Genomic DNA, 14492 nt, shown 5'->3' on the forward strand with positions numbered 1-14492 from the left:
TTAATTAGGCTTTTGGCTCTTTAATTATTGAAGCCTTCCTCTAGCTTCAATGTCTAATTCCTCTACAACCTCTCCATTAGAGACTAGATAGGCTTTTTCATGTAAATTAACAACCGGACAAATATGATTAGGAATAATTTGAACCTTATCTCCTATATTCACTTGATTGCTAAAGTCTTCATTGTAAATAATAGCATGTTCGTCGAATACGCCATGAATATAAACGTCCTCGTATTCTTTGATACGGCCAAGCCCTTTGGTTGCAGTAAGCCCTTCACTTCGTGTTTGGGCAGTAATTCCCTTGGCCCCTACATCTGTAATGACTCGTTCTTTTGTTGGTTTACTAATCACGGTTGTGAGTATAGAAGCTGCACAGCGATCATACGTACCAATTACATTTGCTTGTGAGGCATCCATAAAAATGTAAGTGCCAGGTCTAATTTCTGTAACTCCCTCTGGAATATCAAACTTAAACATGAAGGGAGGAGTAGAGCCAATACTAACCACTTTCGGCTTTAGATCCATTTCTTCCGCAATTCGGGCAAAATGTAATGTTCGTTCTACACTTTCTTTATAGAGCTCTTTACAATGTGCTACACTTTTCGCTTTATAAGAATGTCCGTCATGTGAGAAGATTCCTTTAAACTCGACATTTTTACACGATTTGATTAATTTTAATAAAGTACGAAAATCATCTTCTTCAATAATCCCGGAGCGTTGTTCTCCTACTTCAATTTCCACTAACACTTGGGCTTTCCTTGTGGCTCCTTCAAATACTTCTTCAATTTCACGTACTTGATACGCACTATCGATTCCAAAAGAGATATCAATCGTTTCAGATAGTTTTCTAATACGTTCAATCTTTGATTTCCCAACAATTTCATTTGCGATAAAGATATCTTTTAAACCATTTCTCGCCATCACTTCAGCTTCTCCTACTTTCGCTACAGCGATTCCTGTAGCTCCCATTTCTTCTTGTCGTTTAGCTAATGTAGGCATTTTATGTGTTTTTGTATGAGGTCGTAAATCTACTTTCTGTTCATTAGCGTAATTTTGCATATCCTTCATATTGCTTAACATCACGTCTTTATCGATTAAAAGAGCTGGTGTATCTAATTGTAAATCATTCATTGTGCCTCCTCCTTTATCGCTGCAATGGCTTCAACTTCCACCAGACATCCGGCATATAAATGATTTGATGGAACAACTACTCTTGCCGGTTTATGATTGCCGAAGAAATGAGCATAAACCTCATTGATATCCGGCCAATACTTTACATCTGGGGTATAAAGTCTGCATAATATCACATCTTCCTTGGCTAATCCCCGTTCCTTGAGGACAAGCTCCATATTTGCCAATGCCTGTTTTGCTTCTTCTTTTATGCCCCCAGCTGGAATTTTCCCCGTTTCAGGATTCATCGACAACTGCCCTGAAATATAGAGAACACCATTGTGTTCCATGGCTGGCACGTAATGGCCCCCATCCCGTGTTGAATACTTAGTGTGTACAGGCTTCAATATAATCTCCCCCTATTATTCCTAATATTTAAAGCCAGCCTCATCAATCTTCTGTCCAGCAGCCAGCAAAACAGCCAGTTTGACCCTTGCTTTCTTACTGTCATAGCTGCCGCCTAGTATGATTCCGGCATCTGCATATGCTGAAGCACTTCCTTTGAATCCATAAACTCCCTTGACTTCACCTTCGTCAGCACTTGTTGTCAGAACGACAGTAATCCCTTTCTCTACGGCTTTCTTTGCACTTTCAAATATTGCTGGAGCCGTATGGCCTCTTCCCGGCGACTCAATAATGATTCCTGCACTTCCGCACTTAACTGCATAATCTATAAACTTTCCGTCAGATCCAAGTGAACACTTAATAAGTTCTACATTTGGCAATGGTTGAATCAGCTGATACGTCTCACGCTTGATTAATCTTTGATGAATTGCGATCTCATCTTGATCGGCCGTTCCCAAATAACCGAATCCCGGTGAGAAAAACCCATCAACATTTGACGCATGCTGCTTTTTCACATAACGAGCCGCAAATATACGCTCATTAAACAACACTGTTACCCCTAAAAGCCTCGCGCATCAGGATGTGCCGCTAATAAGAAAGCTTGCCTTAAGTTCACAAATGCATCTGTACCTTCAAGTGTCGGTCCTCTTTGTGACCCCGTTAACACGACCGGCCTTTCGTCAGAAATAACCAGATCAAGGAAATATGAAGTCTCTTCAAGGGTATCTGTCCCATGCGATATCACAATTCCAGCAACATCCTCACTCCTGAAGGAACTCTCTATATTTTCTTTTAGAATATTAAGGTGATGAAATGTCATATGACTGCTTGACATTTGAAATACTGACTTGATTTCAATATCTATATGAGAAGGCAGCTGACACATTTCAGAAAGTTCTTCACCTGTCATAACACCAGCTTCTAATAGACCTGTTTCAGGATTAGGCTTACTTGCAATTGTCCCTCCAGTACTCAGAAAATGATTTTCTTGTTTTCCATACTGTACTACTCCCCTTTTCTCATAATAAGATTTCCGTTTAGATATTAATTAGATTTAATCCCAGCACCGCATAATGGAATCACGATTTTTTCATTAAAAGCACGATTGTATTTTAAATAACCTGCATAGTTAGCAGCTGTTGTAGGCTCTACATAAAAACCTTTACTTGCTAATGCTGTACGAGCTTTTAAAATCTCTCCCTCATTCACTGTTATCATGTTGCCGTTCGTGACACGGATGGCTTCTAATATTTGAACAGACCTTGCCGGTTTGGCAATCGCAATGCCTTCTGCAAGTGTCCCGCTGTTTTCGACGGGTTTAGCTTCTTGTTGATTACTGATAAATGCCTCTGCCAACGGCGCACAATTCTCTGCCTGTATTGCAACGAGCTTTGGCATTTTTTCTATACATTTTTTCTCCAATAATTCTTTAAATCCATAGTAGGCCCCGAGCAATAACGTGCCATTTCCAACTGGAATGATAAGCGTATCAGGCGCTCCGTTCATTTGTTCCCAAATTTCATAGGCATATGTTTTTGTTCCTTCATAGAAAAATGGATTATACACATGACTGGCATAGAATTTTTTCTCTTCATTCACAGCATTTTGTGCTGCTTCAGCTACATCTTCTCTTGTGCCTTCGATTTCGCGAACTTTGGCCCCATGGGCTTTCACCTGTGCGATTTTTTTAGGTGATGTCCCTTTTCCAAGAAAGATGTCACATGCAATGTCAGCCCGCTTCGCGTAAGCTGCAATCGAAGTTCCTGCATTTCCGCTGCTGTCGGCTATTACATGCTTCACTCCCAGCTCCTTTGCCTTGGCAATTAATACAGCCGCACCTCGATCTTTAAAAGACAAAGTCGGCATCATGTAATCCACTTTCACAAAAGTATTTGGCTCTTCGCTGTCTAACACGATTAAAGGTGTGTATCCCTCCCCCATGGTAATGCCTCTCCATATAACCGACTCACGATCAAATGGCATAGCATCAATATATCTCCACATAGAAGGAATGTCTTTGATTACTTTTGAATTGGACCTTTCTACTTTTTCTTTTATAAGGTCTAACACTCCGCCACACTGACATTTCCATACTTGTTCAGACACATTGTATTTCGTACCGCAAGCATGACATTGATACTGCTCCATCACGTTTAGATCCTCCCTCTGATTATATACTTTTTTATATTTTATATATTTTTTTATATAACATAGACAAAAAATATATTACATAGCGGCTATTGCCTCAATCTCAATCTGAAAACCGTAATGCAGCTCGTTCGTCGGGACAATTGAACATGCTGGACAATTATCGTCAAAGAAACCCTGACAGACATTGTCAACACGGTCTAATAAATTGATATCGTGAAGATATAGGGTCAACTTTAAAATTCGGCCTTTACCACTGCCGGCTTCTTCTAAAATATATTCTATATTGGATAATGCCTGTAAAGTCTCTTCTTCAATTGTGCCAAATTTCTTTTTCTGCGTAATTGGATCAATGGCAAATTGCCCTGATACATAGACCGTGTTTTGATGAATCACAGCTAATGCGTAATGACCGTTCGATTTTAAATTCCCTGCCTCAAAAATACTCTCCACTCTGCTCACTCCGATTGTCTTTTTTTCACTTCATCTAAGTAGCTATAGACTGTTACCTTTGAAATGCCTAATTGTTCTGCTACTTTATCTACGGCACCTTTCATGAGGAATATTCCCTTTTCATCCATAAATCTGATCAGCTCGATTTTTTCACGGCGTTTCATCAGAGAATGTTTATGGTTCGCCACGATTTGTTCAATTAACTGATTTGTGATCTCTTCTACATTCTGAATGGAAGCTCCCTGTTCCGCTGTATTCGGAGCTTGTATTTGACTTTTCTTTTCAATGCCAGGCATAAATGCATCTAACATTTCTTTCATTTGAATCATGACATTCATGTCATAGTTGATACAAAAAGCGCCAATCACCTGTTGTTGGCTTCCCCTTATCAGGGTAGTAGATGATTTTATTGATCTCTGATCATCTGTTTCAATTTCATAGCCCGCTAAGTAATCCTCTTTAAATTCATCGGATAATAGAACCTTTTTCACCAAATGGTCAAAGGACTGACCGATCTCTCTTCCTGTCACATGATTGTTTATTGCAAAAATCACGGAAGACTGCGGTGTTGTCAAATCGTGAATGACAACCTCACAATTCGGCCCAAACATTTCCCCTATCGTTTTTGCAAATGGGATGTAACTTTTTAAAATCTGCTTTGCTTCAGTCAAACCTAAACACCTAACTTTCAATTACTTGCATTTATCTCAAGTGATTTCATTCTTGAATTTATTATATAATTTTTTATATGAAAATGAAACAAAAATATATTTTTTTATATTTGGGTTTGATCATTCATTCCCTTCAGTTTTCATCTTTTTATTTTGTCAGGAACTATTTACACTATAAATAAACCACTGAATGCTAGGGGTATTTTCTGCACATGCCACTGATGATGTCATGGGTGCTCCTAGACAATATAGTGCGGTATCTTTTTAGTTCAGTCCCTCAATCTAGTAAAAAAACAGATAACCAGTGAGTGGCATTGAAATCAGCCTCATCGATGTCCTCAGAATCGGAAACGAAGACGTCATCGACACATCCAGCTCAGGCACAGAGCTTGAAAAAGTGAAAAAATACATCGATATCCTGGACGGCAGAGAAAAAGAAGTCATCGTCGGCCGCTTCGGCCTTGATTTGAAGAAAGAAAAGACGCAGCGTGAAATCGCGAAGGAGCTCGGGATTTCGCAGAGCTATGTGTTGCGGATTGAGAAGCGCGCGCTGATGAAGATGTTTCATGAGTTTTATCGGGCGGAGAAGGGGAAGCGGAAGAAGGCGAAGGGGAAATGAGATCAATGAAGAGACTTGGGATGATATAAAACCCAGCCTTTTTTATGCGAGCTAATTTGGCTGGATAACGGGTGCGATCATTGGCCTGGTAACGAGCATCCCACTCCCCAAAGCAACCAAACAGATTTTTTTATTTCATCTGTCTACTTTAGGGAGCATATAATAACGCGGAGATCATTTTATAACAAAAAACTATTTATATCCGTCCAGCCGATAGCAATGGCTTTGAAATAATCTTCACCGAATTGTATTTGTTTTGTTGTGCTCTGCCTTCCACCTAATTTTTCATAAAAATTTATCGATGGATTACCGGCTAAAACCCATACCATTAATGATTTTATATTTTTCTTTACAAGCTCCTCTACAATCGCCTTCATTAGTCGAGAGCCGATTCCTTTTTTCTGATACTGTAACAACAGATAAATCGCGGAAACTTCACCCTTATATTTGCTAAGATGATCGCGGTTTGGACCTCCGGAAGCAAAGCCTATAATTTTACCGTCGGTTTCTTCTGCAACATAGACAATATCTTGATTTTGAGGATCACTTAATGAGGTTCTCCAAAGCTCTGCCTGATTTTCGACAGAGAGCTTAGATAACGTGTCATCAGGCAATACTCCTTGATATGTGGTTTTCCAACTTTCCACATGAACTTTGGCAATTGAATTAGCGTCTGACACTTTGGCTTTTCTTATTAAAAACATTTTTCCTCCTATAATTAAGATTTTTCTTAAAGAGGATATCGCAAATATCGGCGGCTTCTCTTAAATGGTTAAAATCTGAATATATCTTTTATTGGATTACTTCGAAGGTCTAGGGGTATTGTTTTGAAGAAGGCCTCGCCTTACCCTACAGCTAATGAAGTTAGAGTCAAAACTGTTTGTTTTACTCTGCTCGCAGGAACCCTGGTCCATATGCTTGTCAAAGAAATTGCCGCTCCAACCAAAGTGCCTGCCGGAACGTTATTTGTTACAGTTCCCTTGTATACTTCTTTGTATGCTGACAAGCCTCATTCAAATTCTTTCTTTGATTCTAATATTACACCGTTTAATAAGGTCATGCCTGTTGACGGAGTCATAAAACAAGCACCTGTAAAAAAGTGCTACTCCCCCCCCTTGAATATCCAAATCATTACCTCTTATTTTATAAAAAGGAGTTATTCACGCAATAGTTTTGTCAATATAAATTCCCTAAAGTCAATAAATCGGTTTTGGTATGTAACAAGCTATTGTAAAACTCTTTTTATCTGAACTTTTCACCTGAATTCCAAACAGGTAACCTATGGATGGCAATGAAATCAGCCTCATCGATGTCCTCAGGATCCGAAAACGAAGACGTCATCGACACCATCCAGCTCAGGCACAGAGCTTGAAAAAGTCAAAAAATACATCGACATCCTGGACGGCAGAGAAAAAGAAGTCATCGTCGGCCGCTTCGGTCTTGATTTGAAGAAAGAAAAAACGCAACGCGAAATCGCGAAGGAGCTCGGGGTTTCGCGGAGCTATGTATCCCGGATTGAAAAACGGGCGCTGATGAAGATGTTTCATGAGTTTTATCGAGCGGAGAAGGAGAAGCGGACGATCATTCATTCCCTTCAGTTTGCATCTTTTTATTTTGTCATCAAACAGGAACTATTTAGACTATAAATATATTGGTGTTTTCTGCATATGCCACCGCTGAATCGATTTTTATTCCTAAATTGGACTTGATTATCTCACAAACAGAAGGTGGAACTCTTCGACTTTTTATTAACTCAGTCTCATTAACTATGGATTTGAACTGTAAGGAATGTTCGAAAAAGAAAATCCCAATTTCTCAGTGGCTTTAGTGAGAATTTGGGATTTTTTATTCAGAATGAAGTTCTATTATTATAAGTGAATCGCATAACACGAAATGGTTATATATCCAATTTATTCTTGGCGGGTTATCACTAGCTCGTCCATATGCTTCTGCTGCATTATTTTTCATTTAAAAGTCTCATCATCTTATCCATAAAATCATTATAGTCTTTGGCTTTTATTAGATCATGAACATTTCTCCATTCCGATAAAATGTTAATCACCCCTTCGAAGAAAGGGCTGAATAATTCACGCTGCTGTTTATTAATTGAAATCATAACAATGATTTGAACTTTCTCTTTCCCCCAATTTACAGGGCGATCCAAGATGATGATACAAATACCTGTTTTTGCAGCATCCATATGCATGGAATGAGGGACAGCTACATTGTTATTAAAAGCAGTTGAGGACATGCGCTCTCTCTCAAGCACAGACTTTCCATAATCTATAGAGACATAGCCTTTTTCATACAGAAGTTTTGACATGAATTCAATATAAGATTCATTGCTGTCGAGATAAACATTTTTCATAAACAAATCTTCATCAAAATATAAATCAAGATATTGTTTAACTTTGCGATTCTTTTTTTGTTTATTTAATTTGTTTAATTGAATTTGGATGTATTCATAGTCCTCTTCTGTCAGGTAAGGATGAACGAATACAGATGGGGTTTGTTCATCCTTTAGTGGTAATGTGCTTATGATTAAATCTATTTCCTCAAGTAAAACAATCTCACTTGAGTCAGATAAAACTTTTATAATCTCTAAAGAATTGTGAAATTTCTTTTCGAGCTTTTGAATGAGTTGCAGTCGCATATCATAATAGTTTGGACAAATCACCACACATAAAATTTTCTTTTCCAAATTTTTTCTTCGTTCAAAATAAGAGCCAATATGAAAAGCAATATAAGAAATCTCATCTTCATTAATATGAATGTTTTCCATCAACTGAATTTGATTCGAGATAAAGACAGCCAGTTCATAAATTAGAGGGTATGAATCCTTTAATTTATAGGTTAAAGGATTCTTAACCATTTGCCCATGCTTTGCCCGGAAAAGCAGATTGCGTATATGGAGCGTGAACTTGACAAAAAACTCATCATCAACAATTTCAATAAAGTAGCATTCGTGTACTTTCTCTAACAGTTTCTTTGACAGGTTTACGTAATGTTCAGCGACGTAGCGATTTAAGGAGCTGGATGTTAATGACTGATAATTAAGCAATGTCGTTTTACTTGATAAAAGCAATATAAAATTGTATCGCTCCGATTCATTAAAGGCAATACCATATTTCACTTCCAATAAATCCGCAATTTTATTAGCTGCTTTGGTTTCAAAATTACTTTTTAATTTATTAAGGTCAGATGACTGAATGACCGAGTTGTTATTTTTGATTCGATCCAATGTAATCACAAGGTGGAGAAGAAGATTATTCATAATATAATCGTTTACATACAAATTAAATCTCTCAAGAATGGAAGCGATTTCATTTTTTAGTGAAAAAACATCGTAATTCGGAAAAGAATCTTGAACAGCCTTTAAACTTAAAAATTCTTCGGAAGTTTCTTGTGAAATAATAAAGCTCATTAATCGCCGCTTATCCGTCTCTTCACCTAATAAAATAACCGTGTCTTTCTTATGACGGATTTTTAAGCTGTACGGCTTAATCATTTTATTAGCCTGAACCATATCATTTTCGATTGATGACACACTTAAAAAAAGCTTATCACCTAAATCAAATATATTTAGCCCTTCTGTGTGAAGAATTAATTCTTTCAAGATCACTTTTATACGGTCTATTGGAGAAGTGTAATGATTGTCCGTTTTCACTTTATCTCTGCTTATTAGCTGATACCCTTGCGCAGAAGACGTAATAACCATTTGATCCCGGTTCATTTCATTGACATATTTTCTAATGGTTCTTGTGGACACTTTAAAATAACTTGCCAAACTTGCGGCAGTACACCAATCATTTTTAGTTGCCAAGTATTGAATAAAAGCCTCTCTACGATCATTTCTCATCATCGGGCTCCTTGTTTAAAAATTCTGATAATATTATAGAAAAACGTTATCGAGATGGATTATCGTTTTATCCAACAGCAGTCATTCAGGTGACAGTTTCATCAGTTGTCCTGTCTTTCTTTCCATTATGTGCAGGATCGTCAACTTTCCTTCAACGCTCCCTCCGCTTAGAAGCGGCATAAGCACATATAAAAAAGACGGTAGAGGATTCTCCTCCACCTTTTCTGCCACTATTCGTGTATGGCAGCTCTGCTTTCCTTATAGCCAATACATTGCAGAAAAATCACCGAACTGACTGATATTTTATTTTTTTCAGGCTAAACCTTCTTGTGTCATTACTTGTTCTAAAGTGGCAATTGCATCTTCTTCGTCAGCACCTTGAGCAGTTATTTTAATAACAGCATCTTTTGGAATGCCCAGGGACATAACTCCCATTATCGATTTTAGATTGACGGTTTTTCCGTTGTATTCCAAATAAATATCAGCGTTAAATTTGCTTGCAGTCTGGACTAAAGTTGTTGCAGGCCGTGCATGAATTCCAACCTGATCAATGATTGTAAATGTTTGATTTATCATATCATAACTCCTCTATTTTTAACTAACCTTTCATCGAGCCATTCTAGATCCTATCTGCAACATGTCATCTGTTATCCTAAATCCTCTCCATTTGTTGCAACGACCTTTTGATACCAATAGAAGCTGTCTTTTTTCTTTCGTTCAAGCGTTCCATTGCCGTAATCATCTTTATCAACGTAGATGAATCCATAGCGCTTGGACATTTCGGATGATGAACAACTGACAATATCAATTGGCCCCCAAGGATAGTAGCCGATTACTTCCACACCATCCTTAATTGCTTCTTTAATTTGTTCAATGTGGCGTTTAAGGAAATCGATGCGGTACGGGTCATGAATTTCGCCGTTTTCATCAACGTTATCATAAGCACCGATGCCGTTTTCAGTAATCATGATCGGTTTTTGGTAACGATCATAATACAGATTTAAAGCGGTTCTTAAACCGATTGGATCGATGGACCAGCCCCAATCGCTCGCTTCAAGCTCCGGATTTATTTTTGCAGAGTTAGCCTGCTTTACGCTTTCTGCATCAGAAATTCGAGTGTAGTAATAAGAGAAGCTAAAGAAATCTGCTGTATTTTTGAAATCTTCCTCATCATTTTCTCCGAATTGAATATGAAGATTATTTTCTTCAAAGAAGCGGAAAGCGTAATTTGGATACTTGCCACGCATGAGAATATCAGAGAAATAGTATTCCATTTGGTTGCGTTTTACCGTTGCCAGTACATCTTCCGGCTTACATGTTGCAGGATGAGAAATTGCATCGAAGAGCATTATTCCGATTTGCATCTCTGGATTAATTTCTTTAGCTATCTTTGTTGCTCTCGCACAAGCAACAAGCTCATTGTGTGCACCCTGATATTTGGCTTCCAGTAAGTTTTCCACGCGATCTGCCGGGATACCGAGGTGATTGAATGACTCAAACGTAATTAAATTAATTTGATTGACGAGAATCCAATATTTCACTTTGTCTTTATAACGTTTAAATAATACTTCACAATAACGGACAAAGAAGTCAATCGTTTTCCGGTTATACCAGCCATTGTATTCAGTTGCTAAATGTAACGGCATTTCATAATGGGAAACCGTAATGAGCGGTTCCATTCCATTTTTAATGATCTCATCAATTAGCTCATCATAGAATTTTAATCCTTCTTCATTCGGCTCTGATTCATCTCCCTTCGGAAATATTCGGGCCCAGTTGATCGATGTACGGAACGAAGTCATCCCGGTTTCTGCCAGCATTTTTAAGTCCTCTTTATAACGGTGATAGAAATCAATCGCGGTTCGTTTTGGATAATATCCTTCTTTATCTTTTATTGCAAACTGAATGTCTTCAGTTGTCAGTTCAAAATTGCCTTTTTTCTTAATATCCACGCTATCATTAAACTTATTGATATCTGCTACACAGAGTCCTTTTCCGCCTTCCAGATAGGCGCCTTCTGCTTGGTTTGCCGCAATGGCGCCCCCCCATAAAAAGTTTTCAGGGAATGTATTTGGATTTTTTCTCAATTTAATTGCCTCCTTAATCGGCTTTATGAATGCCTATTACATAGTATTTAATAACTTGTGCATAACCGCAGCCACACTGCTTTATTTGGAAAAGTGACTTCATACGAATCAAGGTTATGCCTGCATTCCATCAATTTTTTCATCAAGTCTTCTAAAAACGCGAACTAACCGCTTAGCAATTTCATACTCGCTCTTTACTGTCATTAACGTATCTTGGGCATGAGCAAACAGCAATGAGAAAATAGGCTCCTCTCCCCGTGCCTCTTTTTGTACTGTTTCAGTTTGCAGTTTATGAGATGCAACGATATCTTTATTGGCTTTTTCTAATAGTTCTTCAGCGCGGTCATAGTTTTCTTCTTCACAACATTTTAATGCTTCCATGACATCATTGCGGGCATCACCTGCATGTAAAATCATTTGCATTGAAACTAAATTCAGTGCTTCTTGTTCTTTTTCTCTATCAACCATGATACAATCTCCTTCAATGTTTTTTATAAACTATAATGAATCACTCTTCTCATTCGCTTAGTTCAGATTCTTTCTTCTTTTCTTGAATATCGTATGCTTTGAAAAATGGGAAGAAGATAATAAACGCAACAGCGAATAATATAATGGCTAAAATAATAGCTCTCCAATCTTGAGTAGCCAAATATGATGAAATGGGCATCGGGACATACCAAAGCAAAAATGTCTTCGAAGGGATGCTTACCCAACCTAAATAAAGAGCCCAGTAGGTAATACTTGGAATCACGATAGATACAATCCACATCGGAATCATAAAAAATGGATTAAAGACAACCGGAGCCCCGAACATTAAAGGTTCATTGATATTAAAGATGGATGGGACAACTGTTGCTCGTCCAATCGCCTTCAAGCGCATCGACTTTGCTAAAAAGAACATCATAATCACGAGAGGCAAAGTCGTTCCGATACCGCCCATATCTGTAAATGCATAGAGAGTTTCCACAACGCCTATATTGGATGGGTCTCCTCCTGCTGCTGCAACTTGCTCATTTTCTGCCAGAGCTGATAAATAAACTGGATAAACGACTGGTATCATTGCCCAGCCACTGATACCGAATGTATACAAAAATGCTGGAATGAAAATAGATAAAACAAAACCAGGGTAGGTTTGCACAATATTTGATAATGGTTTAAAAATAGCCAGGATGACTTCAAAGAAATCAATATTTGCTTGAACGCCAATCAGCCATCCAGACAGCATAATCAGCGTAATCGGTATAAGCGTGTCAAACCAAACAGCGATAAAGTCCGGTAACGAAGAATCCTCTGAAAAAAACGAAAATTTCGAGAATAAAAAGAGGACAAATCCAACAAACAAACCGACAATCAGGGAGAGAAACATACCGGTTGCCCCGAATCGATCAAGGACAAATTGAATTTTTCCATCCTCTAAAATAACGGGTGACAGCAAAAATAGGTAGAGCGACAGACCCGTTGCGCCTGCTACTAATTTTTTATTATCCTGTTTCTTTTTTTCCATAATGAAATATGGGATTAAAAAGGCAACGAATATGCCGAGAAGCCCGAATGTAAAAGTATTAATAAGTGAAACATCAGGAAACCACGAAACAACATTATTCAATAAACTGACGATCGTAATTAACGAACCTACCAGGATGAGCGGCAGAATGGTCATAACAGAATCCTGATAAGTGAATAACAGCGATCCTCCGTAAGAAAAAGCTCTGGCTGGCGACAGAATGGATATTAGTGATACATAAGGAGATTACCCAGCGCTTGAAACGCGATCGTTAACAGCGCCGACAGCTCCTAAAAACAGCGATTCTATGGATAAATCACTATGCAGAACTTGTTTGAAAATTATAATATTTGTTCATAATGGATATGAACATCCTTAGCGTATTTCGGGTAAAAAGGAGGGTTACTTTAATTGTCAGGTCCATCTTTGAATAAATTAGGTTCTCATAGATCCATCCACGATGGAGCAGTAACAGAAGGAAGGGATTTGATGGAGGTATTAGAACAGGTTTATGGCGAAAAACATAAAAAGCATGCTATGATTGCAGCAAGGGCTCTTCTCGAACATTGGGAAACCCGTACAATTGCACATGCGGATTCAGAAGAAGAGGGTTTATACAAAAGAAAGCTTGAAGAAAACCCGGATATCTCTCATACACTAAGCATGCTTAAGCGTGATCATGATTTACTTAGGATACTGGTAAGCGATATAAAAGAAGAACTGGATAAACAAGGGGTAAACGATGATGTAATCGACCGTTTTAAAGCGATATATGTTCTGGTTCAAATACATAATCGCGATGAGGAAAGCTATTTGCTGGACGGTCATTAAAAAACGCGCTTTTTATTCAATGATCATGAAATGAGCCACTCTTGAGTACTGAAGTGGCTTTTTGTGTTTGGGCAGGTTCATTTTTCTATTTAAGCGCTTTTTTCGGATTCATTTTTCTGAATACAATATACTTTCTAGATAAGTATTCTAAAGGCAGACTCCACACATGGACCAGTCTCGTGTAAGGCCATACGGCAAATAAAACAAATGCCGCCAAAATATGAAGTTGAAACCCGAGCGGTGCGTTCATCACTAAATACGGAGAAGGCTGAAAGCTTAAAATTCCCCTGAACCACGGACCTATTGTTGCCCGATAATCAAACTCTCCTCCTGTCGCTGTATAAGCGACTGTATTTGTAAAACCAACAACGGTCACTACTCCGATTAAAAGCAATACATAAAGGTCTTTCTTTGAGCTGTTTCTCCTTACCCTTTTACTTCTAAGCCGACGTACTGTCAATAAGGCTCCTCCGACAACCATCATCACCCCGGCGGCTCCCCCGAACCATACAGCGCCAAAATGATACATATGTTCAGTTATTCCGACTGCATCATAAAACGCTTTAGGAATCAGCACTCCTGCCACATGTCCGAAGAAAACAAAAATGACACCATAGTGAAACAGCGTACTCCCCCACTTCAATAATTGATCTTTTTGGATAAATTCACTTGATTGTGCCGACCAACCGAATTGATCTGTATTATAGCGATGAACATGTCCGACAACAAAAATGGTTAACGATAAATAGGGAATGATCACCCATAAGAAATAATCTAGTTCTGTCATAACAATCCCTCCAATTTG

At 38.3% G+C, this 14492-nt stretch carries 14 protein-coding genes and 3 pseudogenes; 4 read left to right on the top strand and 13 right to left on the bottom strand.

The window, feature by feature from the left end:
* Nucleotides 1-24: 24 nt before the first annotated feature.
* The 6 genes and pseudogenes from KI350_RS00955 to KI350_RS00980 all read right to left on the bottom strand — a co-directional run bounded on the left by KI350_RS00955 (nucleotide 25) and on the right by KI350_RS00980 (nucleotide 4787).
* A complete protein-coding gene (locus KI350_RS00955; RefSeq protein WP_059231238.1) occupies nucleotides 25-1131 on the bottom strand; it encodes a D-TA family PLP-dependent enzyme in 1107 nt (368 codons plus the stop codon).
* Complete coding sequence (locus KI350_RS00960; protein WP_223254775.1) at nucleotides 1128-1469, bottom strand: RidA family protein; 342 nt, start codon at nucleotides 1467-1469, stop codon at nucleotides 1128-1130. Before KI350_RS00960 ends, KI350_RS00955 begins: the two co-directional genes overlap by 4 nt.
* 69 nt (nucleotides 1470-1538) lie before the next feature.
* Nucleotides 1539-2514: pseudogene (locus tag KI350_RS00965) on the bottom strand (asparaginase).
* A gap of 45 nt (nucleotides 2515-2559) precedes the next feature.
* Nucleotides 2560-3663, bottom strand: a complete 1104-nt coding sequence (thrC, locus tag KI350_RS00970) for a threonine synthase (protein ID WP_059231292.1) — start codon at nucleotides 3661-3663, stop codon at nucleotides 2560-2562.
* 78 nt (nucleotides 3664-3741) lie between these two features.
* Nucleotides 3742-4116: a RidA family protein gene (locus KI350_RS00975; RefSeq protein WP_059231234.1), complete on the bottom strand. Its 375-nt coding sequence runs from the start codon at nucleotides 4114-4116 to the stop codon at nucleotides 3742-3744.
* A gap of 5 nt (nucleotides 4117-4121) precedes the next feature.
* Nucleotides 4122-4787: a helix-turn-helix transcriptional regulator gene (locus KI350_RS00980; protein ID WP_059231232.1), complete on the bottom strand. Its 666-nt coding sequence runs from the start codon at nucleotides 4785-4787 to the stop codon at nucleotides 4122-4124.
* 310 nt (nucleotides 4788-5097) lie between these two features.
* Between KI350_RS00980 and KI350_RS00985 the strand changes: the two are divergent.
* Nucleotides 5098-5406: pseudogene (locus tag KI350_RS00985) on the top strand (sigma factor-like helix-turn-helix DNA-binding protein); the annotation flags it as partial.
* Between the two features lie 179 nt (nucleotides 5407-5585).
* On the opposite strand, the gene KI350_RS00990 reads toward KI350_RS00985, so the two are convergent.
* Nucleotides 5586-6110: a GNAT family N-acetyltransferase gene (locus tag KI350_RS00990; RefSeq protein WP_059231230.1), complete on the bottom strand. Its 525-nt coding sequence runs from the start codon at nucleotides 6108-6110 to the stop codon at nucleotides 5586-5588.
* Between the two features lie 123 nt (nucleotides 6111-6233).
* Between KI350_RS00990 and KI350_RS00995 the strand changes: the two genes are divergently transcribed.
* Both KI350_RS00995 and KI350_RS01000 read left to right on the top strand, forming a co-directional pair.
* A complete protein-coding gene (locus KI350_RS00995) occupies nucleotides 6234-6656 on the top strand; it encodes a hypothetical protein (protein ID WP_212930419.1) in 423 nt (140 codons plus the stop codon).
* Nucleotides 6657-6690: 34 nt separating this feature from the next.
* Nucleotides 6691-7052, top strand: a pseudogene (locus tag KI350_RS01000) (sigma factor-like helix-turn-helix DNA-binding protein); the annotation flags it as partial.
* A 311-nt stretch (nucleotides 7053-7363) separates the two neighbouring features.
* Here the strand turns inward: KI350_RS01000 and KI350_RS01005 are convergent.
* The 5 genes from KI350_RS01005 to KI350_RS01025 form a co-directional block, all read right to left on the bottom strand.
* A complete protein-coding gene (locus tag KI350_RS01005) occupies nucleotides 7364-9265 on the bottom strand; it encodes a BglG family transcription antiterminator (protein WP_050820714.1) in 1902 nt (633 codons plus the stop codon).
* A 312-nt stretch (nucleotides 9266-9577) separates the two neighbouring features.
* Nucleotides 9578-9841, bottom strand: a complete 264-nt coding sequence (locus tag KI350_RS01010) for a phosphocarrier protein HPr (protein WP_059231227.1) — start codon at nucleotides 9839-9841, stop codon at nucleotides 9578-9580.
* A 71-nt stretch (nucleotides 9842-9912) separates the two neighbouring features.
* On the bottom strand, nucleotides 9913-11352 hold the full coding sequence (locus KI350_RS01015) for a glycoside hydrolase family 1 protein (protein ID WP_059231225.1): 1440 nt from the start codon (nucleotides 11350-11352) through the stop codon (nucleotides 9913-9915).
* A gap of 114 nt (nucleotides 11353-11466) precedes the next feature.
* Nucleotides 11467-11820: a PTS lactose/cellobiose transporter subunit IIA gene (locus KI350_RS01020; RefSeq protein ID WP_020452293.1), complete on the bottom strand. Its 354-nt coding sequence runs from the start codon at nucleotides 11818-11820 to the stop codon at nucleotides 11467-11469.
* 49 nt (nucleotides 11821-11869) lie between these two features.
* Nucleotides 11870-13012 (bottom strand): PTS sugar transporter subunit IIC, encoded by a 1143-nt coding sequence (locus KI350_RS01025; RefSeq protein ID WP_106070674.1) that lies wholly within the window; start codon nucleotides 13010-13012, stop codon nucleotides 11870-11872.
* A gap of 333 nt (nucleotides 13013-13345) precedes the next feature.
* Here KI350_RS01025 and KI350_RS01030 point away from each other — a divergent pair, with 333 nt between their 5' ends.
* The gene (locus KI350_RS01030) at nucleotides 13346-13687 is read left to right on the top strand and encodes a hemerythrin domain-containing protein (protein ID WP_229029915.1); all 342 of its coding nucleotides are present in this window, start codon (nucleotides 13346-13348) and stop codon (nucleotides 13685-13687) included.
* Nucleotides 13688-13772: 85 nt separating this feature from the next.
* Here the strand turns inward: KI350_RS01030 and narI are convergent, their stop codons facing one another.
* Nucleotides 13773-14474 (bottom strand): respiratory nitrate reductase subunit gamma, encoded by a 702-nt coding sequence (narI, locus tag KI350_RS01035; protein WP_020452305.1) that lies wholly within the window; start codon nucleotides 14472-14474, stop codon nucleotides 13773-13775.
* Nucleotides 14475-14492 lie beyond the last annotated feature (18 nt).

The sequence above is a fragment of the Bacillus sp. J41TS8 genome (assembly GCF_018333035.1).
Lineage (GTDB): Bacteria > Bacillota > Bacilli > Bacillales > Bacillaceae > Bacillus > Bacillus paralicheniformis.